20 protein-coding genes are annotated in these 20,460 nt (G+C 73.6%); 12 read left to right on the top strand and 8 right to left on the bottom strand.

Going from position 1 to position 20,460, the window contains the following annotated elements; genetic code table 11:
- The first annotated feature begins 43 nt into the window (after positions 1-43).
- Positions 44-1,579, top strand: a complete 1,536-nt coding sequence (locus FKN01_RS13815) for a hypothetical protein (RefSeq protein ID WP_143620116.1) — start codon at positions 44-46, stop codon at positions 1,577-1,579.
- On the opposite strand, the gene FKN01_RS13810 is transcribed toward FKN01_RS13815, so the two are convergent.
- From FKN01_RS13810 to FKN01_RS13800, 3 genes are read right to left on the bottom strand one after another with little or no spacing between them, the layout of a single operon-like run.
- On the bottom strand, positions 1,539-2,792 hold the full coding sequence (locus FKN01_RS13810) for a hypothetical protein (protein WP_143620114.1): 1,254 nt from the start codon (positions 2,790-2,792) through the stop codon (positions 1,539-1,541). The two genes, FKN01_RS13815 and FKN01_RS13810, sit on opposite strands and share 41 nt — an antisense overlap.
- Complete coding sequence (locus FKN01_RS13805) at positions 2,789-4,516, bottom strand: lipopolysaccharide biosynthesis protein (protein WP_143620112.1); 1,728 nt, start codon at positions 4,514-4,516, stop codon at positions 2,789-2,791. Before FKN01_RS13805 ends, FKN01_RS13810 begins: the two co-directional genes overlap by 4 nt.
- Positions 4,513-5,775: a glycosyltransferase gene (locus tag FKN01_RS13800; protein ID WP_143620110.1), complete on the bottom strand. Its 1,263-nt coding sequence runs from the start codon at positions 5,773-5,775 to the stop codon at positions 4,513-4,515. Before FKN01_RS13800 ends, FKN01_RS13805 begins: the two co-directional genes overlap by 4 nt.
- Before the next feature lie 162 nt (positions 5,776-5,937).
- Here FKN01_RS13800 and FKN01_RS13795 point away from each other — a divergent pair, with 162 nt between their 5' ends.
- A complete protein-coding gene (locus FKN01_RS13795; protein ID WP_143620108.1) occupies positions 5,938-6,384 on the top strand; it encodes an adenylyltransferase/cytidyltransferase family protein in 447 nt (148 codons plus the stop codon).
- Here FKN01_RS13795 and FKN01_RS13790 read toward each other — a convergent pair.
- Positions 6,353-7,084 (bottom strand): CDP-alcohol phosphatidyltransferase family protein, encoded by a 732-nt coding sequence (locus FKN01_RS13790; protein WP_143620106.1) that lies wholly within the window; start codon positions 7,082-7,084, stop codon positions 6,353-6,355. The two genes, FKN01_RS13795 and FKN01_RS13790, sit on opposite strands and share 32 nt — an antisense overlap.
- A gap of 148 nt (positions 7,085-7,232) precedes the next feature.
- The gene (locus tag FKN01_RS13785; protein ID WP_143620104.1) at positions 7,233-7,919 is read right to left on the bottom strand and encodes a ribonuclease H; all 687 of its coding nucleotides are present in this window, start codon (positions 7,917-7,919) and stop codon (positions 7,233-7,235) included.
- Between the two features lie 152 nt (positions 7,920-8,071).
- Here FKN01_RS13785 and FKN01_RS32525 point away from each other — a divergent pair, with 152 nt between their 5' ends.
- The 9 genes from FKN01_RS32525 to argB all read left to right on the top strand — a co-directional run bounded on the left by FKN01_RS32525 (position 8,072) and on the right by argB (position 17,096).
- Positions 8,072-8,239, top strand: coding sequence for a DUF6381 family protein (locus FKN01_RS32525; RefSeq protein ID WP_164401256.1), 168 nt, complete (start codon positions 8,072-8,074; stop codon positions 8,237-8,239).
- A gap of 142 nt (positions 8,240-8,381) precedes the next feature.
- Positions 8,382-9,116, top strand: coding sequence for an SDR family NAD(P)-dependent oxidoreductase (locus FKN01_RS13780; RefSeq protein ID WP_143620102.1), 735 nt, complete (start codon positions 8,382-8,384; stop codon positions 9,114-9,116).
- A gap of 42 nt (positions 9,117-9,158) precedes the next feature.
- Complete coding sequence (locus FKN01_RS13775) at positions 9,159-9,680, top strand: HAD domain-containing protein (protein ID WP_143620100.1); 522 nt, start codon at positions 9,159-9,161, stop codon at positions 9,678-9,680.
- 98 nt (positions 9,681-9,778) lie between these two features.
- Entirely contained in the window at positions 9,779-10,411 is a 633-nt protein-coding gene (locus FKN01_RS13770) for a class I SAM-dependent methyltransferase (protein ID WP_260696872.1), read from the top strand.
- Positions 10,412-10,538: 127 nt separating this feature from the next.
- Positions 10,539-10,799: a hypothetical protein gene (locus FKN01_RS13765; protein WP_185992841.1), complete on the top strand. Its 261-nt coding sequence runs from the start codon at positions 10,539-10,541 to the stop codon at positions 10,797-10,799.
- A 3-nt stretch (positions 10,800-10,802) separates the two neighbouring features.
- The gene (locus FKN01_RS13760; RefSeq protein ID WP_143620098.1) at positions 10,803-11,378 is read left to right on the top strand and encodes a hypothetical protein; all 576 of its coding nucleotides are present in this window, start codon (positions 10,803-10,805) and stop codon (positions 11,376-11,378) included.
- A 43-nt stretch (positions 11,379-11,421) separates the two neighbouring features.
- Complete coding sequence (gene ligD, locus FKN01_RS13755; RefSeq protein WP_143620097.1) at positions 11,422-12,390, top strand: non-homologous end-joining DNA ligase; 969 nt, start codon at positions 11,422-11,424, stop codon at positions 12,388-12,390.
- 393 nt (positions 12,391-12,783) lie between these two features.
- Positions 12,784-16,158 carry a pyruvate carboxylase gene (locus FKN01_RS13750; RefSeq protein WP_143620095.1) on the top strand — a complete coding sequence of 1,125 codons (3,375 nt, stop codon included), beginning with the start codon at positions 12,784-12,786 and terminating at the stop codon, positions 16,156-16,158.
- 95 nt (positions 16,159-16,253) lie between these two features.
- The gene (argB, locus tag FKN01_RS13745) at positions 16,254-17,096 is read left to right on the top strand and encodes an acetylglutamate kinase (RefSeq protein ID WP_143620093.1); all 843 of its coding nucleotides are present in this window, start codon (positions 16,254-16,256) and stop codon (positions 17,094-17,096) included.
- A gap of 33 nt (positions 17,097-17,129) precedes the next feature.
- Here the strand turns inward: argB and FKN01_RS13740 are convergent, their stop codons facing one another.
- Genes FKN01_RS13740 through FKN01_RS13730 form a run of 3 tightly spaced genes read right to left on the bottom strand, consistent with a single transcriptional unit; the run spans position 17,130 to position 19,248 of the window.
- The gene (locus FKN01_RS13740) at positions 17,130-17,639 is read right to left on the bottom strand and encodes a GNAT family N-acetyltransferase (RefSeq protein WP_143620091.1); all 510 of its coding nucleotides are present in this window, start codon (positions 17,637-17,639) and stop codon (positions 17,130-17,132) included.
- Positions 17,636-17,857, bottom strand: coding sequence for an MbtH family protein (locus FKN01_RS13735; RefSeq protein WP_143620089.1), 222 nt, complete (start codon positions 17,855-17,857; stop codon positions 17,636-17,638). Before FKN01_RS13735 ends, FKN01_RS13740 begins: the two co-directional genes overlap by 4 nt.
- Positions 17,854-19,248, bottom strand: coding sequence for a lysine N(6)-hydroxylase/L-ornithine N(5)-oxygenase family protein (locus FKN01_RS13730; RefSeq protein ID WP_143620087.1), 1,395 nt, complete (start codon positions 19,246-19,248; stop codon positions 17,854-17,856). Before FKN01_RS13730 ends, FKN01_RS13735 begins: the two co-directional genes overlap by 4 nt.
- Positions 19,249-19,495: 247 nt before the next feature.
- Between FKN01_RS13730 and FKN01_RS13725 the strand changes: the two genes are divergently transcribed.
- Positions 19,496-20,443: a methionyl-tRNA formyltransferase gene (locus FKN01_RS13725; protein ID WP_143620085.1), complete on the top strand. Its 948-nt coding sequence runs from the start codon at positions 19,496-19,498 to the stop codon at positions 20,441-20,443.
- Positions 20,444-20,460 lie beyond the last annotated feature (17 nt).

The following is a 20,460-nucleotide window of genomic DNA, read 5'->3' as shown; positions in this document are numbered from 1 at the left end:
TTCGTTAGAGTGTTCAGCAGTTCGCTGATCCCGGGGGGGGCGCATGACGTCGGTGCACACGTCGGCGCCGGACGAGCCCACGGTCGCGGGCGCGCCGGAGCCGGGGGGACCCGGTGGCCCTCCGGAGCCGCCGGAGCGGCCGATCGCCTGGTCGATGCTGTCGCGGGCGCTGTCCGTGCCGCTCACCCTGGGCCTGGTCTGCTTCCTGCCCGCCGTGGTCGCCGCCCAGCCCGGCAGTGAGGTCCGGGACACGGCGTACTGGCTCCAGCTGGTGCTGACCTGCTACGCGGGGGCCCGGCTCGCCACGATGATCCTCTCCACCCGGCGGCGGCTGCTCCAGGGCGTCTTCTGGATGTTCGTGTACATCGCGATGGGTGTGGCGCCGTTCGCCCAGGTGGTGATCGGGCAGACGCCGACGCCGATGGTGGGTCCGCGCCAGGACCTGGTCACGGCCGTCGCGATGGTCCTGGTGGGGTGCGCCGCCTACGATCTGGGGGCGCTGCTGGCGTCCCGGCGTCCGCCGCGCCGCCGGACGCCCTCCGCCCGGGGCCCGGGCGGCGGGCCCGCCGTGGCTCATCCGCTGCGGCTGCGGCTGCTGGTGCTGCTGGCGTGCGCGGCGAGCGCGTTCTACGTACTGCAGCTGGGCGGGCCCGCGGTCTTCTTCGCCAGCCGGCAGGAGATCAACGAGACGGTCGCGGCGAGCGGGGTGGCGGCGGAGGGGTCCCATGTGGGCTCGGCGTTCCTCAAGGGATTCGGGCAGGTCCCCGCACTGCTGGCGCTCCTCTTCTACACCCGCCGCCTGGCGACCTCGTACCGGGCCCGGCGCAGACCGTCGACGGTGCTGGTGTGGGTGGCGCTGGTGGCACTGAACCTGCTCGTGAACAACCCTGTCTCCAATGCCCGTTACTGGTTCCTCACCGTGGTGGTGGCGTTCGTGTTCGCCGCCTTCCCGAGCAGTGCGGCGGTCTACCGGACGGTGCTGACGGCGGGCGTGGTGGGGGCGTTGGTGCTGTTCCCGTACGCGGACAGGTTCCGGTACGAGGAGGGGAGCCAGCGGACCGTGCAGTCGGCCTCGGTCTTCGACCCGCTGGTGACCAAGGACTACGACCAGATGGTGATGTTCGCCAACACCATCTCGTGGGTCGGCACCCGGGGCCACACCTATGGCCGTCAACTGGCGGGCTCCGGACTGTTCTTCGTGCCGCGCGCGGTGTGGAGCGGGAAGCCGGAGGACACCGGCGTCCGGGTCGGGCAGTGGATGGGGCTGCGGATGACCAATCTGTCGGCCCCGCTGTGGACGGAGTTCTGGGTCGATCTCGGGGCGACCGGCATGATCGGCGCGATGGCGCTGATCGGTTACGCGTCGGCCCGCACCGACCGCCGCTACGCCCTGGCCGTCACCCGGGCGGGGCCGGGCCCCGGGAGCGTGCTGGCCGTCGCAGCGCCGCTGATCGCCGGTTACACCTTCATCCTGCTGCGCGGGCCGCTTCTCCAGGCGGCGGGGAAGCTGGCGATCGCCGCTCTGTGTCTGGCCGCGATCAGTACGTTCCGGGAGCGGCGGGCAGGGCGTCGGCGCTGACGTCCTCGTCGCGGGCCGGCGTACACCGACGCAGCCGCGCCACCCTGATCCAGGTGGCGGCTGCCTTGCAGAGCGAGCCCAGGAACAGCCCCCAGGCGGCGCCCGGGACGCCCCCGACGACGTAACCGCCCGCGAGGAACGCCACGGAGGCGAGCGAGAACACCACCTGGATCGGGAGCGTGGTGCGCGGGTCGAGGAGCCGGAGTGCCAGCAGTCCGCAGGTGCCGGCGGCCATCGCCGCGTACTGGCTGCCGGTGGCCGGGAGGAGCGCCGCCGCCGTGGGCCAGGTCGCGCCGAGCAGGTGGCGGCCCACCGAGCCGGGCAGCAGGGCGAGGACGGTGGCCCAGGAGGCGGCCGTCAGGGCCAGCACGGCGGCCAGGGCGGCGGTCGCGCGCACCCGGAGCCGGTCGGTGGCGAGCCGGCCGAGGAGCGGGGGGCCGAAGCCGGTGGCGGAGGTGAACAGCACGTTGAGCGGGCCGAAGAGCGTGGTCGCGCCGCGCAGGGCGCCGACGACGAGCGGGTTGCCGACGGCGCCGAGGCCGAGCACGGAGAGCTGGGAGGTGGCGTTGCCGACGCCGAACTCGACGACGAACCTCCGCCCGAGGTGGCCCTTGGCGAGCATCGGTCTCAGCGCCGCCGGGGTCCCCGCGGTCCTGCGGTGCAGGGCGACCGCCGACAGCAGCAGCGCGGGCAGCGCGGACAGCCCCCAGACGGCGACCAGCCGGGCGGCCGGGGCCCCGTGCGGCTGTGCGGCCAGGGCGCCGATGACGCAGACCAGGCGGAGGGTGTCGGCGGCCAGGGCCAGCTGCTGGGCGTGCAGGGCGGCGAAGGCGTAACGGGCGATGTCCTGCCCCAGCACCACCGGCAGCACCAGGCCCAGCGCCGCCAGGGCCCGGGCCGTGGAGCCGGGCAGCAGCAGGCAGACGGCGGCGAGCGGGACGCCGAGGGCGGTCGCGGCGAGCAGGGTGAAGCGGACGGCGGACCGGCAGGCGCCCCGGGGGTCCGCGCCGCCGCGCCCGCGCAGCACGAGCGGCTGTCCCGTGAAGGCGCCGGAGACGCCGAGCAGGACGGTGAAGACGAGGTAGACGGCGGAGAAGCGGGCGAAGCCGGGCACGGTCGAGAGCCGGGCGGCGGCCATCAGGACCAGGATGTTGGTGAGGGCCGCCACCCCCTGGTCCGCGACCGAGCAGACGATCGCGGTCCGGGCCCTCATCGGTGGCCGGCTGCGCTGTTGCGGCCGCCGCGGCCGTCGTCCACGGTGCGCAGGCCGAGCGTCTCGGCGGGGTCACCGGTGCGGCCGGCCATCTCGGGATCGCCGTACCTGCCGCGCGGGGCGGTGGGTTCCCGCACGGCCGGCCGCCGCCCCCGCCCGTCCCGGGGGGCCTTGCGGCGGGCCCGCCGGTCCAGCCGGCCGCGGCCGGGGTGGAGCAGGGTGCCGAGGACCGAGCCGCCCGCCGCGCCGATGATCTCGCGGATGCGTTCGAGGTCGCTGCGGTGCACCTCGCGCGGCCGGCAGACGATGACGACGCCTTCGACGCGGTCGACGAGCGCGACCGCGTCCGCGTACGACAGGACCGGCGGGGCGAGCACGATGACGACCGCGCCGGGCCTGCCGCCCTCGGCGATGATGCGGCTGACGGGGGCGGAGGTCAGGGCGCGCGGCACGTTGTCGGTGCGGCGCCCCGCGACCAGGGTGAAGGCCCCCGACCCCGGCACGTCGACATTCGCCCGGCTGTCGGCGGGCCAGCCCCGGTCCTGGCTGCCCGTCGCCCAGCGGGGGCCGCGGCCCGGGTGGGCGGCGCCGAGGTCGCCGGCCAGGGACGGGGTCCGCAGGTCGGCCTCGAACAGCAGGACGTCGCGGCCCATCTCGGCGAAAGCGGCGGCGAGGTTGGCGGCGGCGGCCCGCGCCATGTCGTTGTCGCCCCGGGGCGCGGTGACCAGGAGGCGGCGGCGCTCGGCGAAGGAGGGGTCGTAGGCGAGCCGGAAGGCGACCGCGCGGTATTCCTCGGCGAGCCGGCTGCCGGGGTGGCCGATCGCGAGGAGGGTGCCGGCGGTCGCGCGTTCCCTGGGCAGGGTGCCGAGCAGCGGGGCGCCCAGGGAGCGGACGAGTTCCCTGGTGGAGCGGACGGCCGGGTCGAAGACGAGGCGCACCCATGACATCAGCAGCCCGAGGGCGAGTCCGACGACGCCGCCGAGCCCGAGGAGGAGCGGGAGGCCCGCACCGGTGGGGTGCTGCGGGGCGACGGGCTTCTTGTTGAGGTAGCCGGGTGTGGTGTCCAGTGCGCGGAGTTCGGAGATCTTCTGGTTGAGCCCCGAGATGGCGACGATGAGGTTGGCGCGTGCGCTGGTGACGTCGCCGCCCCCGGTGCCGGTCTCCTGCTCGGCGAGCCGGTCGCGCTGTTCGGTGAGGGGTTTGAGCTGGGCACGATAGCCGTCGATCATGTTGTCGATGCTGTCCTCGGTGCGTTCCCGGCGTATCTCCAGGTAGGCCTCGGCGAGGGCTTCGGCCCTGGCCCTGGCCTGCTCCGGGGTGCGGCCGGTGTAGGCGAACTTGAGCACGAGGGTGTTGGGCGGGTTGGTGACCTGGAGCCCGGAGAGCAGGGCACCGACCTCGACGCTGTCGCCCTGTCTGGCGAGGGTGCCGGCCGCGATGGTGCCCACGGCGTCGCTGACGGCGGTCTGGCGTTCGGAGCCGATGTTGATGCCCTTGTCGGCGGAGGCGCCGGCGGCGAAGGGATCGGAGGTGGCGGAGCGTACGGACACCTCGCCGGTGGCCGCGTAGGTGTCGTCCCCGCTCACGGCGAGCCAGCCGCTGCCGAGGAGTCCGAGGAGGACACCGGTGACGAGGAGGGCGCGGTAGCGCAGGAGCTGGCGGAACTGGTCCCGCAGCAGCGCCGGTTCGTCCTGGTCGTCCAGGGTACGGATCGGTTCGGTCATCGGCGTGGCCCTTCCCGGCCGTCCCGCAGGACCTCGGTGAGCAGGGCGTCGAAGCGGGCCAGCGCCGCTTCCCGGCCCAGGTGGCGGGCCACGTAACGCGGCCCGTGGGCGCCGAGCGCGTCGGCCTCGGCGGGTGACTCGACCAGTTTGCGGACGGCTCCGAGCACGGCGGCCGGGTCCTCCGGTGCGACGAGGAGCCCGGCCCCGGAGCGCCGCACCTCGTCGGCCGTGCCGCCCTCCTCGGCCACGGAGGCGACGACGGGGCGGCCCGCCACGAAGTACGAGGTGAGTTTGGAGGGCACGCTCATGTCGAGCACCGAGGCGCGCTGGGTGACGGCGAGGACGTCGGCGGCGGCCAGGATGTCGGTGAACTCGTCCGCGCCGGCCGGGGGCAGGAAGTCGAGGTTGGGCAGCCCGGCGGCCCGGGCGCGCAGGGCCTCGCGCTGGTTGCCGTCGCCCATCAGGACGATCCGGATCTCCGGGGCGAGGCGGGCCGCGTCGACCAGGACCTCCAGGCCCTGTTTGAGGCCCATGTTGCCGCAGTGCAGGACGACGGGCGTGCCCTCGCGCCAGCCGAGCCTGGCCCTGGTCGTGGTGCGGTCGGCCGAAGGGGTGCGCACATGGCTCCAGTTGGGGACGGTGCGGATGCGTCGGGGGTCCACCCCGTAGGCGGTGACGCGGGGGACGAAGCTCTCGTGGATGACGCCGACGAGGGCTGCGGCGCGCAGCGCGAACCGCTCGGCCCTCGACGCGAGGGCCGCCGCCCTGCCCCCGCCGCGGATTCCGCTCTGGGCCGCGGCGGCGCCCATCAGGTCCTGGACGACGGGGATGTACGGCACCCGGTGGCGCCGGGCGAGGCGGGCGCCGATGACCCCGCCGGCGAGGCTGGGCAGCTGGGAGACCACCGCGTCGGGCCGGACGCCGGGCGGTGCGAGGAGGCCGTGCGCCAGGACGCTGCCCTCGAAGGCTGCTCTGCGCAACGCGCTCTGGCGGGACGGCACGTAGTGGCGTCTGCGGTGCACGGTGACGCCCGCGCGCCGCTCCTCGGCGCGCCAGACGCCCCGGTACGCGGCGTCGGTCCGCCAGGCCGGGTAGTGCGGCATGCCCGTGAGCACATGGGTGTCGGCGCCGGCCGCGGCCCAGTGCTCGGCGAGCTGGGCGGCGTACGGGCCGATGCCGGTCAGCTCCGGCGCGTAATTCGTGGAGACCACCAGCAGGCGGCGGCCCTCGAACGGTCTGCCGTGCTCTTCGTCTGCCATCGGACGATCGCCTTCCCCCCGGAGCCACCTGTGTCCCACCGACTGTGTCCACCGAGGAACAGCCCCAAAAGCGAGCTTATCCGTTCATGAGATGAGCAAGTGGTCTTCGCAGTAAGGTCGTTGGATCGCGGACATCGCGTTCACCGTGGGGGGAGAGAACGGATGGTGCACAGGGTCGGTTACGCGCCGGGGGTCTACGACCTGTTCCATGTGGGGCATCTCAATATCCTTCGTCATGCGCGCAGCCAGTGCGACTACCTGGTGGCGGGGGTGGTGTCCGACGAGATGGCGACGCTCGCCAAGGGGCACCGGCCGGTGATCCCGCTCCCGGAACGGCTGGAGATCGTGCGGAGCGTGCGGTACGTGGACGCCGCCTTCGTGGAGACCGTGCCGGAGAAGGTCGAGACCTGGCAGCAGGTCAGGTTCGACGTCATCTTCAAGGGGGACGACTGGCGGGACACCGACAAGGGCAGGAAGCTCGAACGCGACTTCGCGGCGGTGGGCGTGGAGGTGGTGTACTTCCCGTACACCGTGCACACCTCCAGCACCCAGTTGCGCCGGGCGCTGGACACGCTCGTCAGTGCGCCCGGAGCGCTTTCAGCTCCCTGAACCACTTGCCCAGGAACAGGACGAGGAACAGCGTGTGCACGGCGGCGAGTACGGCGTATCCGGTCCGGAACGCCGTCTCGTCGGCCAGCAGCAGGAAGACCAGGCAGAACACCCCGTAGTCGGCGGGCAGGAGCGCCACGGCCCGCAGCCGGGACGGCGGCGCGGCCAGGCCGGGCGCCCGGTCCGCGCCGTGCGCCGCCGCCTTGCCGAGCTGTTCGCGCAGCAGCCCGGCGCAGAAGGTCAGCACGGCGACGAACAGGAAGCCGAGCGGCAGCAGCAGCCAGGCGTCGCCCGGCAGGGTGAAGTACCGGTGGAACGCGATCAGTACGGCGGTGTGGACGAGGATCATCTTGGCGCAGTCGACCACGTGGTCCAGCCATTCGCCGTCGGGCCCGCCGCGCCCGGTCAGCCGGGCGAGCTGCCCGTCGGCCGAGTCGAGGGCGAAGCCCAGGGCGAGACCGAGGTACACCAGGACGGCCGTCCAGGGCCCCGGGCGCACGAGCGCCACGCAGGCGATCGCGGTGAAGGTGAACACCGCGCTCGTCAGCGTGACCTGATTGGGCGTCATGCCCAAGCGGTACGCACCGGCGGCGAAGACCCGGCCGGCCGGGCGGTTCACGTACCGCGAGTAGAGCGACACCCCCTTGGCCGTCTTCTGCGCCCCGCGCAGCCGGCCGAGCACCGTCGTCGTGGTTTCCATGCGCCCCCCAGCGTCCCGGTGTCCCCACCGCTCCCCCGGCGGCGCTCCCCGCGCGCCGCCGGAGCCCGCATCATGGCACGGCCACGCCCGCCGCGCGGGCGGATCACCCGACCTGGTGGGCCGGGGCCGTGTCCGGGCGCAGCCGCCCTCAGGCGGAGGCGGTCCGGCACTCCGGGTGGCCCCAGCCGTGGTCGTTCTTGGCGATCATGTCCTTGGCCGCGTAGGGCCGTCCGCAGTGGCAGCGGCCGGCGAACTTGGCCCGGATGGTGGCCCCGCCGCCCGGCTTCCGCGCCGCGGGCCTCTTCGCCGTCGCGCCGGTCCGGCGGCCCTCGGTGGCGCGGGAGGGCGCCGGTACGGGGGTGGCCGAGCCGTGCGCGGTGCCGGCCGGGCTCTGGCTGACGGCGACCTCGCTGGCGGCCTGGTCGGCGAGTGCGTTGAGCGGGTCGCCGTCCACCTGGTGGGCGGGTACGTAGACGAAGGTCACGGCGCGCCCGGTGAGGAGTGCGTCGATGCGGGTCACCAGGTCGCGGTTGGCGACGGGCTTGCCGCCCGAGGTCTTCCAGCCGTTGCGCTTCCAGCCGGGCAGCCACTTGGTGACGGCGTTCATCGCGTACTGCGAGTCCATCCGGACTTCGAGCGCCACGGCGGGGTCCACGGACTCCAGGAGCTCCTGGAGGGCGGTGAGCTCGGCGACGTTGTTGGTGGCGGTGCCGAGCGGCCCCGCCTCCCACCGCTGGGGGCGGCCCTCGGCGTCGGCCACCACATACGCCCAGGCGGCCGGTCCCGGATTACCCTTCGACGCCCCGTCACACGCGGCGATCATGCGCTCGTTCATACCCTCGATCATGCCAGCGCGCGGGACCGCTTCCGTCCCCCCTGCTCCCCACCTGCGGCCTTCACGGTGTGTGATGCTTCGGCGTGCGCTGGTGACGGCGCGCTGCTTCCCTGAAGGGGCCCGCTCCCCCCTACGTCCCCCGAGGAGTGACGATGAGCGTCGCACGAGAGGTGAACCGCGCCCAGCAGATGCGCGAGAAGGCGCGCCACCTGACCGAGGCCGCGGAGCGCACCAGCGACCCCGAGCAGCGCCGCCGCCTCCAGGAGAAGGCCCGCAAGCTCCAGGAGCAGAGCGAGCGACCGGACGGCCTCCCCGTCTGAGAGCGGGCCGCACGGACCGGTGGACTGTCACTCTTCCATGAGTGGGTGACAGTCCACCGCCGCGTTCCGGCCCCCTGCGGGGCGGGTGATCGCCCCGCCTACGATGGCTCCGCACACGAGTACGAGGAAAGTGGGGCCCGCCATGAACGCTCAACCGGTCACCGTGGTCACCGGCGGCAGCCGCGGCATCGGTGCGGCGGTCTGCGTACGCCTGGCGGGTCAGGGCCATGACATCGCGCTGGCCTACCGCTCGGACGCCGGTGCGGCGGAGAAGGTCGCCGAGGCGGTACGGGGGACGGGCCGGCGGTGCGTGACGGTCCGGGCGGACACGGCGGACGAGGCCGACGTGGACCGCCTCTTCGACACCGCCGCCGCCGAGCTGGGCCCGGTCACCGGCCTGGTCAACAACGCGGGCATGAGCGGCCCGGTCGGCCTCCTGGCCGACGCCGACGCGGCGGGCATGCGGCGCGCCCTGGAGGTCAACGTCCTCGGCTACCTGCTGTGCGCGCGCCGCGCGGTGCGGGACATGACGCGGACGGGCGGCGGGGCGATCGTCAACGTGTCCTCGGCCGCCGCCACGCTGGGCAGCCCCGGCGAGTACGTGCACTACGCCGCCGCCAAGGGGGCCGTCGACACGATGACCGTCGGCCTGTCCAAGGAGGTCGGCCCGTCCGGCATCCGCGTCAACGCGGTCGCCCCCGGGGTCATCCGCACCGGCTTCCACGCGGACCCGGCCCGCCCCGACAAGCTGGGCCCCGGCATCCCGCTGGGCCGCCCCGGCGAACCGGACGAGATCGCGGGCGCCGTCGCCTGGCTGCTCTCCCCGGACGCCTCGTACGCGACGGGGACGGTGCTGCGGGTGGCGGGCGGGCGCTGAGGAACGGGCGGGCGCTGAGGAACGGGCGGGTACGGTGCCGGGGTGAGCGCCCCGGACAACCCACTCCCCCTGCTCTTCCTCGACGTCGACGGCCCCCTGATCCCCTTCGGTACGCGGCCGGGCGGCCACCGCACGTTCCCGCCGGGGCCGGTGCCGCCCGGGGCAGCGGCGCACCCGCTGCTGGACCGGGTCGATCCGTCGCTCGGGGCCCGGCTCGGCGCGCTGCCCTGCACGCTGGTCTGGGCGACGACCTGGGAGGCCGAGGCGAACACGGTCCTCGCGCCCCGGCTCGGCCTTCCCGTCCTGCAGGTGGTCGCCTGGCCCGACTCGCCCGGGCAGGAGGCGCGGGACGCGCGGGCGGGGCTGCACTGGAAGACGCGGACGCTGGTGGAACGGGCGGACGGGCGGCCGTTCGCCTGGGTCGACGACGAGATCGGCGAGCCCGACCGGCGCTGGGTGGCGGCCCGTCACGGCGCCCCGGCCCTGCTCCACCGCGTCGATCCCCTCCTCGGCCTGACCGCCGGCGGCCTGGGGCTGATCGAGGCGTGGCTGCGGTCGGTGTGAGGGCGCGCGGCGCACCGGTTCCGGCTGTTTCGCGGTGGGGACCGCGCTGTTGCAGTAGAAGTGGGGGTGCACCGGAACAGGACAGGAAGGGGCCTGCCATGTCAGCGGGACGAGGTCGCACCGCCGCAGCCGTGTTCGACGCTCTCGGCATCGAGTACGAGGCGGCGTTCGCCGCTTCGGCCACGCATCGAGCCTCCCTGGAGCGGCTTCTGGGCGTGCTGCCGCCACACGGGCGGGTGCTGGACGTGGGCAGCGGTACGGGCCGGCCGACGGCGCGGACGCTCGTGGACGCCGGGCACGAGGTGCTGGGGGTCGACGTCTCGCCGGTGATGGTGGACATCGCCTCGCGCCAGGTGCCGGAGGCCGAATTCCGCTGCGCCGACATCCGTACGCTGCCGCTGGAGGACGGCTCCTTCGACGCGGTGTGCCTGTACTTCGCGCTGCTGCAGATGCCCCGGGAGGACCAGGGTGACGTGCTGCGCCTGGCCGCGCGGGTGCTGCGGCCGGGTGGCCATCTGGCCGTGGCGACGGTGCCGCTCGACGTGGAGGGCGTCAGCGGCACGTTCATGGGCCAGCCGGTCGAGGTGACCAGCTTCGGCGAGGACGCGTTCGCGGCGCTGGTGCGGGACGCCGGGTTCGACGTCCTGTCCCGGGAGAGCACGATGTTCGTGCCCGCCGTCCCGGCGGCCGTGCCGGAGCCGCAGATGTTCCTGCTCTCCCGGCTGCGCTGACCGCCGGACATGCCGTGCGGCCCTCACCGGCCCACAATGAGTTGGCCGGCCCGCCGTGGGTACCCGGCAGCGCGAGGCCACCCATGCCCCGCCGCCCGCCCGCGGGGACGACGACGGAGGATCTTCCATGACCGACCGCAGACCAGAGGGCCCCATTCACGAGGGCGCGTCCCCGAGCCCCCCTCCGGTGCCCGCGGACATGCCCGACCAGCAGGTCCAGGAGGGCGAGGACCCGATGGACGTGCCGGCCCCGCCGGGCGACGAGCAGGCCGGGGACGACGGCCGGGACGACCTGCCCGACCCCGACGAGTCCGGGTCGGGACGCGGCGCCGCCCGCAATGCCGGAGTGCACCCGGAGCATCCGGTGCCGGACGAGTCACCGGGCTGAGCCGTGCCCCCCGAGCGCCGGCGCGCCCGGCGCGCCCTGGCGCTCGCGGTGGCGCCGTGCCTCGCGCTGGCGCTCGCCGCCCCGGCGGCCCGCGCGGACGCCGGGGCCGGGCGCGCGGCCGTGTGCGACCCGGACCGGGAGCGCTGCCTCGACGGCCGACGCCTCCTGTACTGGTACGACTACGGGCTCGGCGTACACCCGTTCACCACGCCGGAGGCCGTGCGCCGCATGCTCACCGACCACTTCTGGCTCTTCCCGGTGAGCGGGAGCTGCCCCGGCCGCGTCCGCACCGGGGACAGCTGCGACCTGCTGGGCGGCAATCCGGTGCGCGTGGAGTCCGCCGCCGGCGACCACCTCCAGATCGCCACGCTCCCCGGTCACGACCTGGGCAACGGGCTGCACATCCGGTTCACCTTCACCCGCTCCCTCGGCTTCCACCATCTGGACGTCGCCGCGTGGCAGGACCGGGAGACGGACTGCACCCGGAGCGCGCTGTGCGGCGCGGCGAGCCGGGCGGGCGCCTGGGCGCTGTGGCGGGTGCTCGCGGGCACCCTGACCGTGTCCGCCTGGGCGGCGTGAACTCGGACTGCGGGGAGCGGCCGGCCGTTCGATCATGGGGGTTATGGCCCCCACCCCCGCCGACGCCTCCGGGGCACCCCTGTGGATCGCACCGATGCTGGCCGTGCCCGGCCCGCTCCCCGTACCGGACACGGAGTGGGCCTTCGAGGCGAAGTGGGACGGCGCCCGGTGCGTCGTCGCGACGCCGGGCGACGGCACCGTGCGGCTGACTTCGCGGGCCCGCAACGACGTCACACCGACCTATCCGGAGCTGCACGCCCTCGGCGAGGTCCTGCGCGGACGCGGCGTGGTCCTGGACGGCGAGATCGTGGCCCTGGACGCGTCGGGGCGGTCCGACTTCGGACTGCTCCAGCGCCGGATGGGCGTCCTCGACGCCCGCCGCGCCGCCCGCCTGGCGCTGGAGGTGCCCGCGCACCTGGTGGTCTTCGACGTGATGTACGCGGACGGGCGGACGCTGTCGGCGCTGGCTTACGAGGAGCGCCGCGCGGTCCTGGCCGCTCTGCTGGCCGCGGGACCGCACTGGTCGGTGCCGTCCTATGTGCGCGGGCAGGGGGCGAAGGCCTGGGAGACCGTCGTGCGCGGGGGCCTGGAGGGGGTGGTCGCCAAGCGGCTCTCCTCTCCGTACACACCCGGCCTCCGCTCACCCGACTGGCGCAAGACCAAGCGGGTCGAGACGCTGGACGTGGTCATCGGTGGCTGGACCCAGCGCAAGGGCGCGCCCCCGGGCGTCCCTGGCGCCGTGCTCGTCGGGACGGACGAGCCGGCCGGCCTGCGGTACGCGGGGTCCGTGGGGTCGGGGATGTCCGACCGGGAGCTGGGCGAGCTGAGGGAGTACCTGGCGGTGCTCGCGCGTCCGGGGTCCCCGTTCACCGGGCCGGTGGACGTGGCCGGGGCGCACTGGGTGGAGCCCCGGCTGGTGGCGGAGGTCAGCGCGTCGCAGTGGACGGCGGCGGGGCGGCTGCGTCATCCGGTGTGGCAGCGGCTGCGGCCGGACCTGACCCGGCTGGACTGAGCGACGGGCCCGTCGGCCGGGCAGCGTGAGCCCGCGGGACACGCTGACGGCGGCCGGCAGCGGCTCCCCGCGGACCTGGGGGGGTGCGGTACATCCGGTCGCACCGGACGGCGGCGACGGGTTCGGGGCCGGCCTGGCCGGCCGTGCCCGCCGCCGGGAAGCGGCACGGCGTCATGGGGCGGGAGTGCGTCCGGGGGACGTTTCGGGGCGTGACGCAAGCCATCTTTTGCGCTCGCGATCTCGGGGGAAGTCTCCGGTACGGTGTCGAACGCTCCGGACCCGGCGGGTCACGGAGCACCTCGCCATCCCGTACGGTCTCCGACGCGGAGCAGCGCGTCCGAGCCGTACCGCCCGTCCTCGACGCCACACACTGCGACACGACTGGGGAGTCCGATGTTCGACAAGGTATTGGTCGCCAACCGCGGGGAGATCGCGATCCGCGCGTTCCGCGCGGCCTTCGAGCTGGGCATCTCCACGGTGGCGGTGTATCCGCACGAGGACCGCAACTCGCTGCACCGGGCCAAGGCGGACGAGGCGTACCGGATCGGTGAGCCGGGGCATCCGGTGCGGGCGTACCTGTCGGTGGACGAGGTGGTGAAGGCGGCCCGCAGGGCGGGGGCGGACGCGATCTACCCCGGTTACGGCTTCCTCTCGGAGAACCCGGACCTGGCGGCGGCGTGCGCGGAGGCCGGCATCACCTTCGTCGGGCCTCCGGCGTCGGTGCTGAACCTGACGGGCAACAAGTCGCGTGCGGTGGCGGCGGCCCGGGAGGCCGGGGTGCCGGTGCTGAAGTCGTCCGAGCCGTCCGAGGACGTGGACGCCCTGGTCGCGGCCTCGGAGGAGATCGGCTTCCCGGTGTTCGTGAAGGCGGTGGCCGGGGGCGGCGGGCGCGGCATGCGCCGGGTGTCCGGGGCCGGTGAGCTGCGCGAGGCGATCGACGCGGCGATGCGCGAGGCGCGCTCCGCGTTCGGGGACGCGACGGTCTTCCTGGAGCAGGCGGTGATCAACCCCCGCCATATCGAGGTGCAGGTCCTGGCCGACGCCGAGGGCAATGTGGTGCACCTCTACGAGCGGGACTGCTCGCTCCAGCGCCGCCACCAGAAGGTGGTCGAGATCGCCCCGGCCCCGAATCTGGACCCGGAGCTGCGGGCGCGGATCTGCGCCGACGCGGTGGCCTTCGCCCGGCACATCGGGTACGTGAACGCGGGCACCGTGGAATTCCTGGTGGACGAGCGCGGCCATCACGTCTTCATCGAGATGAACCCGCGCATCCAGGTCGAGCACACCGTGACGGAGCAGGTCACCGGCCGCGACCTGGTGATCGCGCAGCTGCGCATCGCGGCGGGCATGACGCTGCCCGAACTGCGGCTGACCCAGGACTCCATCAGCCTCAACGGCACCGCGATGCAGTGCCGCATCACGACGGAGGACCCGGTCAACGGCTTCCGTCCGGACACCGGCACCATCTCCGCGTACCGCTCCCCCGGTGGCCCCGGTGTGCGGCTGGACGGCGGGACCGTGCACACGGGTGCGGAGGTGTCGGCGCACTTCGACTCGCTGCTGGTCAAACTCACGTGCCACGGCCACGACTTCGCCAACGCGGCCCGCCGGGCGCGCCGGGCTATCGCCGAGTTCCGTATCCGCGGGGTGGCGACCAACCTGCCCTTCCTGGGCGCGGTCCTCGACCACCCGGAGTTCCGGGCGGGGCGCGTCACGACCTCGTTCATCGACGAGCACCCGGAGCTGATCCGGGCCCGTCCGTCGGCCGACCGGGGCAGCCGCATGCTCAGCTATCTGGCGGAGACCACCGTCAACCGCCCGTACGGTCCCCGCCCTTCGGTCATCGACCCGGCGGAGAAGCTGCCCGCGCTGCCGCCGGGCACGCCGCCGCCCGGATCGCGCCAGCGGCTGGCCGAGCTGGGCCCGGAGCGGTTCGCCGCGGAGCTGCGGGCGCAGTCGGCGGTCGCGGTCACCGACACCACGTTCCGCGACGCCCATCAGTCGCTGCTGGCCACCCGGGTGCGCACCCGGGACCTGCTGGCGGTCGCGCCGCACGTGGCGCACACCGTCCCGCAGTTGCTGAGCCTGGAGTGCTGGGGCGGGGCCACCTACGACGTGGCGCTGCGGTTCCTCGCGGAGGACCCGTGGGAGCGGCTCGTCAAGCTCCGGGAGGCGGTGCCCAACATCTGTACGCAGATGCTGCTGCGCGGCCGCAACACGGTGGGCTACACGCCGTATCCGACGGAGGTGACCGAGGCGTTCGTCTCGGAGGCGGCCTCGGCCGGGATGGACATCTTCCGCATCTTCGACGCCCTCAACGACGTGTCGCAGATGCGTCCGGCGATCGACGCGGTGCGCGCCACGGGCACCTCGCTCGCGGAGGTGGCGCTGTGCTACACCGCCGACCTGTCGGACCCGGGCGAGACGCTGTACACACTGGACTACTACCTGCGGCTCGCGGAGCAGATCGTGGAGGCGGGCGCCCATGTGCTCGCCATCAAGGACATGGCGGGGCTGTTGCGTCCGCCGGCCGCGCGCACCCTGGTCACGGCGTTGCGCGAGCGGTTCGACCTGCCGGTGCACCTGCACACCCATGACACGGCGGGCGGCCAGCTGGGCACGCTGATCGCCGCGATCGACGCCGGGGTGGACGCGGTGGACGCGGCCGTCGCGTCGATGGCCGGGACGACCAGCCAGCCGCCGCTGTCCGCGCTGGTGGCGGCCACGGACCACACCGAGCGCGCGACGGGCCTCTCGCTCCAGGCGGTCGGCGACCTGGAGCCGTACTGGGAGGCGACCCGCAAGGTGTACGCCCCGTTCGAGTCGGGGCTCGCCTCGCCGACGGGCCGGATCTACCACCACGAGATCCCGGGCGGCCAGCTGTCCAATCTGCGGCAGCAGGCCATCGCCCTGGGCCTCGGGGACCGGTTCGAGCTGATCGAGGACTGCTACGCGGCGGCCGACCGGATGCTGGGCCGGCTGGTGAAGGTGACCCCGTCCTCGAAGGTGGTCGGGGACCTGGCGCTGCATCTGGTGGGCGCCGGTGTGGAGGCGGCGGACTTCGAGTCGGACCCGGGGAAGTTCGACGTGCCGGACTCGGTGATCGGGTTCCTCCGCGGTGAGCTGGGCGACCCGCCCGGCGGCTGGCCGGAGCCGTTCCGCACCCGGGCGCTGCGGGGCCGCCCCGAGAGGGCGCGGACGGCGCGGTTGTCGGACGAGGACCGCGAGGCGCTGCGCGAGTCGCCGCGCGCCACGCTCAACCGGCTGCTGTTCCCGGGCCCCACGAAGGAGTTCACCGCGCACCGGGAGGCCTACGGTGACACCTCGGTGCTGCCGACGCCGGACTTCCTGTACGGGCTGGAGCCGGAGACGGAGCACCCGGTCGAGCTGGAGCCCGGGGTCACGCTGCTGTTCGAGCTGGAGGCCATCTCCGAGGCGGACGAACGCGGCTTCCGCAGCGTACTGGCCACGTTGAACGGGCAGTTGCGGCCGGTGTCGGTGCGGGACAGGTCGGTCGCGACCGAGGTGAAGGCCGCGGAGAAGGCGGATCGGTCGAACGCGGGGCATGTGGCGGCGCCGTTCGCCGGGGTGGTGACGCTCCAGGTGGAGGAGGGCGCGTCGGTGTCGGCCGGGCAGACGGTCGCCACGATCGAGGCGATGAAGATGGAGGCGTCGATCACCGCCCAGTCCGCCGGTGCGGTGCGCCGCCTGGCCATCGGCCGGGTCCAGCAGGTGGAGGCCGGCGACCTGCTCATCGAGATCGGCTGACCCCGCGCGGGGCCGCCCGCCGGCGGAGGGGAACGTGCCCCGCCGGCGGGCCTCTTCCTGACCAGCCCGGGGTAATTAAGGTTAGGCTAAGCTAAATGGAAGAGGATTCGGGACCGGTCGTCGTCATCAAGTACGGCGGCAACGCCATGGTCGATGAACAGCTGCAACAGTCCTTCGCCGAGGACGTCGTGGAGTTGCGGCGCTCGGGTCTGCGCCCGGTCGTCGTGCACGGGGGCGGCCCGCAGATCAGCGCCATGCTCGACCGCCTCGGGCTGGAGAGCCGTTTCGAGGCGGGTCTGCGGGTGACCACGGCGGAGACCATGGAGGTCGTCCGCATGGTCCTGTCCGGCCGGGTCCAGCGCGAACTGGTGGGCCACATCAACAGCCACGGCCCGTACGCCGTGGGCTTGACCGGTGAGGACGCGCACACGATGACGGCCGTACGGCGGCCCGCCTGGGTGGACGGCACACCGGTGGACATCGGCCAGGTCGGGGACGTCGTGGCGGTGAACCCGGCCGTGGTGCGGGCCCTTCTGGCGCAGGGACGCATACCGGTGGTCTCCCCGGTGGCCCGGGGCGCGGACGGGCAGATCTACAACGTCAACGCGGATCTCGCCGCCTCCGCCCTGGCCGTGGCGCTCGGCGCGCGGCGCCTGGTGGTCCTGACGGATGTGGCGGGCCTGTACGCGGACTGGCCGGCGAGCACCGAGGTGATCGGGCGCCTGACGGCGGACGCCCTGGACGGGCTGCTGCCGGGCCTGGCGAGCGGGATGCTGCCGAAGATGGAGGGCTGCCTGCGGGCGGTACGGGGCGGGGTCGGCCGGGCGGACGTGCTGGACGGCCGGGTGCCGCACGCGGTACTGCGGAGCGTCCTCGGCGGGGACGGCGCGGGGACGACCGTGGTGCCGGACGAGGACCGCCTCGCGAGCCCGGCCTGACGCGCGAGGGGGCGCCGGAGCTCCGGCGCCCCCTCACGGGGTGCGGGTGAGGACCACCGCGTTGCGCCGGGGGTCCAGCGACTCGGCCCAGGCGCGCGGTGCCTGACATGCCGTCACCGGCGCGAAGCCGTATCGGCGGAACAGCCGGCCGTCGCCGGTGGTCGCGGTGAAGAGCGCGCCGAGCGCCTGGGCGCGGCCCAGGGCCAGTGCGGTGCGCAGGAGGGCGCCGCCGGCCCCGCGCCCCTGCCGGTGCCGCGCCACGCAGAAGTTGTACAGGACGCCCGTGTCCGCCCCCTCCCCCTCGTACACCCGCAGGCCCACGCAGCCCTCGATCCGGCCGTCGGAGCCGAGCGCCACGAGGAATTCACCGGCGCGGGCCGCGTAGAGGGAGTCGGGCCGCTCGCGCAGGGCTCCCGAGCGGGCGAAGGGCCCGGACAGCTCCGCCAGCGCGACGGCGTCGCCGGGTCCGGCGGTCCGGACGCGCGGCGCCCGCCGGCGCGAGGGGGAGGGCGGGGGCGCGGGGTGCGGCGCGGCCGTGGTCACGGGCGTCCGGCGTCCATCGACGCGGCGAGCGAACGGGGCCGCATATCGGTCCAGTTGGCCTCGACGTACGCCAGGCACGCGTCCCGGCCGTTCTCCTCGAACGCGACGGCCCAGCCGGGCGGCACGTCCGCGAAGGACGGCCAGAGGGAGTGCTGGCCCTCGTCGTTCACCAGGACCAGGAAACGGCCCTCGGGATCGTCGAACGGATTGGTGCTCATGCGCGTGGTGCCTCCTCGGCGGGGGTGTGCTCGGTGTCGGGCGAGTGGCCGCCGGTTCGGCCGGCGAGCGGGCGGGCCTCGTCCGGTGCGGACTTCACCCTCCGGTCCAGCAGCGAGTCCAGGATCTCGCCGACCCGGATCGCGGTGTTGGACAGCAGGGACGAGGTGATGCCGTGGGTGTGCTCCGTACCGCCCTGGAGGTAGATGCCGCAGTTCAGCGCGGGGTCGGTGGCGATGCGGTAGTCGCGCTCGACGCGGACGCGGCCCTCCTCGTCGCGCAGGCAGTGCGCCCCGGCCCCGCCCAGCAGGCCGAGGGGGTCGGCCGGGCTGTAGCCGGTGGCGAACACCACGACATCGGCGTCGAGCACGGTCTCCTCGCCGGTCACGAGGGACCTCACGGTGGCGCGCACCGTGTCCGGGGTCTCCACCGCCTCGGTGAGCCGGGACACGTTGAGGAAGCGCAGCCGTTCGGTGCCGAGCACCTTCTCCTGGTACATCTGCCGGTACAGGTCGTCGATCAGGTCGATGTCGACCACGGAGTAGTTGGTGTTCCCGTGATAGTCCATCAGCCGGCGCTTGACGCTCTCGGGCGCCGCGTAGAACTCGTCCACCGCCTCCGGGTCGAAGATCTTGTTGGCGAAGCCGCTGTCGTCGGCCGGGCTGTACCCGTAGCGGGAGAAGACGGCGCATATCTCGGCTTCGGGGAAGCGGCGGTGCAGATAGGCGACGTTCTCGGCGGCGCTCTGCCCGGCGCCCACGACGACGAAGCGGGAGGGCGAGGCGCCGTCCATCTCACCGATCCGGCTCAGCAGTTCGGAGGTGTGCCAGACGCGGTCGCCGCGTTCGACGCCTTCGGGCAGCAGCGGGCGCAGTCCGGTGCCGATGACCAGGTTGCGGGCGCGGTGGACCGTGAGCCCTTCCCCCGACCGGACGGTGACGTCCAGGAACTCCACCACGCCGTCCTCGGCCACCTGCGTCACGCCCACGACCTCGTGGTCGTAGGAGACGAGGTCGTCCACCTGGGAGGCGGCCCACTCCAGGTAGTCGTGGAACTCGACCCGCAGCGGAAAGAGGTTCTTGTGGTTGATGAAGTCGATCAGGCGTCCCTTGCTCTTGAGGTAGCAGAGGAAGCTGAACTCGCTGGCCGGGTTGCGCAGTGTCACCAGGTCCTTGAGGAACGAGACCTGCATGGTGGCGTCGTCGATGAGCATGCCCCGGTGCCACCCGAAGGCGGGTTGCTGCTCGAAGAACTGGGCCGTCACCGCTTCCCGCGCCCCGGAGCGCGCGTTGTGCTCGCTGATCGCGATCGCCATGGCCACGTTGGACGGCCCGAAGCCGATGCCAATGAGGTCGTGGACCGGTGCTGCGTCGCCAGGACGAGCCTGTGACATGTCACTCCCATCGTGCGGGGAAGCCGCCTGTCGGATGTGGGGAACGGGCGAGGGACGGGCACGCCGGAACAGCGGCCCATTGAACTTAGGTGAGCCTAAGCTAATCCGTCAACGCTTGTCGACCGGCGCGATTCGGACACCTTCACCACAGGGGTGCGCCAACTGGGGCACGCCGCCCGTCCGTTGCAAGATAAGGTAAGCCTTGCTTTACTTACCTGGCTCTGTCTCTACGTCGAGGAGGAACCCCATGCGGGTCGTCATGTTCGGTTACCAGACCTGGGGGCACCGCACCCTGCAAGCGCTTCTGGACTCCGAGCACGACGTGGTGCTGGTCGTCACCCACCCCAGGAGCGAGCACGCCTACGAGAAGATCTGGAGCGACTCCGTCGCCGATCTCGCCGAGGAGCACGGCGTCCCGGTCCTCATCCGCAACCGCCCGGACGACGACGAGCTGTACGAGCGGCTGAAGGCGGCCGACCCCGACGTCATCGTCGCCAACAACTGGCGTACCTGGATTCCGCCGCGCATCTTCGCGCTCCCCCGCCGGGGCACCCTGAACGTCCACGACTCGCTGCTGCCGAAGTACGCGGGCTTCTCGCCGCTCATCTGGGCCCTCATCAACGGCGAGAGCGAGGTCGGCGTCACCGCGCACATGATGAACGACGAGCTGGACGCCGGCGACATCGTCCGGCAGGAGTCCGTCCCGGTCGGCCCCCGGGACACCGCCACCGACCTCTTCCACAAGACCGTCGACCTCATCGCCCCCGTCACCACCAAGGCACTTGCCCTGATCGCGGACGGGCAGACGGAGTTCACCCCCCAGGACCGCTCGCAGGCCACGTTCTTCCACAAGCGCGCCGAGGAGGACATCCGGATCGACTGGACCTGGCCGGCCGAGGACCTGGAACGCCTGGTGCGCGCCCAGTCGGCCCCGTACCCCAGCGCCTTCACCTTCCACCGGGGCAAGCGGATCGAGATCCTGGCCAGTGTGGTCTCCGAGGGGCGCTACGGCGGAACGCCCGGCCGGATCTTCTACCGCGAGGGCGAGGGCGTGGTCATCGTCGCCGGGGCCGACGCCCGCACCGGCCGCAACCACGGTCTGGCCGTCACCCGGGTCCGCACCGAGGACGGCCGCGAGCTGCCCGCGACGGAGTACTTCACCTCCATGGGCGGCTATCTGACCGGCCGCCCCTGAGCCCCCGCACACGGGTG

It is taken from the genome of Streptomyces sp. 130, from assembly GCF_007096885.1.
Lineage (GTDB): Bacteria > Actinomycetota > Actinomycetes > Streptomycetales > Streptomycetaceae > Streptomyces.
The sequence above is the reverse complement of the archived record's forward strand: the minus strand, read 5'-3'. Positions and strand labels throughout refer to the sequence as shown.

Coding starts and splice junctions, on each gene's coding strand:
- FKN01_RS13815 (WP_143620116.1), top strand. CDS start 44: ATGACGTCGGTGCACACGTCGGCGCCGGACGAGCCCACGGTCGCGGGC.
- FKN01_RS13810 (WP_143620114.1), bottom strand. CDS start 2,792: ATGAGGGCCCGGACCGCGATCGTCTGCTCGGTCGCGGACCAGGGGGTG.
- FKN01_RS13805 (WP_143620112.1), bottom strand. CDS start 4,516: ATGACCGAACCGATCCGTACCCTGGACGACCAGGACGAACCGGCGCTG.
- FKN01_RS13800 (WP_143620110.1), bottom strand. CDS start 5,775: ATGGCAGACGAAGAGCACGGCAGACCGTTCGAGGGCCGCCGCCTGCTG.
- FKN01_RS13795 (WP_143620108.1), top strand. CDS start 5,938: ATGGTGCACAGGGTCGGTTACGCGCCGGGGGTCTACGACCTGTTCCAT.
- FKN01_RS13790 (WP_143620106.1), bottom strand. CDS start 7,084: ATGGAAACCACGACGACGGTGCTCGGCCGGCTGCGCGGGGCGCAGAAG.
- FKN01_RS13785 (WP_143620104.1), bottom strand. CDS start 7,919: ATGAACGAGCGCATGATCGCCGCGTGTGACGGGGCGTCGAAGGGTAAT.
- FKN01_RS32525 (WP_164401256.1), top strand. CDS start 8,072: ATGAGCGTCGCACGAGAGGTGAACCGCGCCCAGCAGATGCGCGAGAAG.
- FKN01_RS13780 (WP_143620102.1), top strand. CDS start 8,382: ATGAACGCTCAACCGGTCACCGTGGTCACCGGCGGCAGCCGCGGCATC.
- FKN01_RS13770 (WP_260696872.1), top strand. CDS start 9,779: ATGTCAGCGGGACGAGGTCGCACCGCCGCAGCCGTGTTCGACGCTCTC.
- FKN01_RS13765 (WP_185992841.1), top strand. CDS start 10,539: ATGACCGACCGCAGACCAGAGGGCCCCATTCACGAGGGCGCGTCCCCG.
- ligD (WP_143620097.1), top strand. CDS start 11,422: ATGGCCCCCACCCCCGCCGACGCCTCCGGGGCACCCCTGTGGATCGCA.
- FKN01_RS13750 (WP_143620095.1), top strand. CDS start 12,784: ATGTTCGACAAGGTATTGGTCGCCAACCGCGGGGAGATCGCGATCCGC.
- argB (WP_143620093.1), top strand. CDS start 16,254: ATGGAAGAGGATTCGGGACCGGTCGTCGTCATCAAGTACGGCGGCAAC.
- FKN01_RS13735 (WP_143620089.1), bottom strand. CDS start 17,857: ATGAGCACCAATCCGTTCGACGATCCCGAGGGCCGTTTCCTGGTCCTG.
- FKN01_RS13730 (WP_143620087.1), bottom strand. CDS start 19,248: ATGTCACAGGCTCGTCCTGGCGACGCAGCACCGGTCCACGACCTCATT.
- FKN01_RS13725 (WP_143620085.1), top strand. CDS start 19,496: ATGCGGGTCGTCATGTTCGGTTACCAGACCTGGGGGCACCGCACCCTG.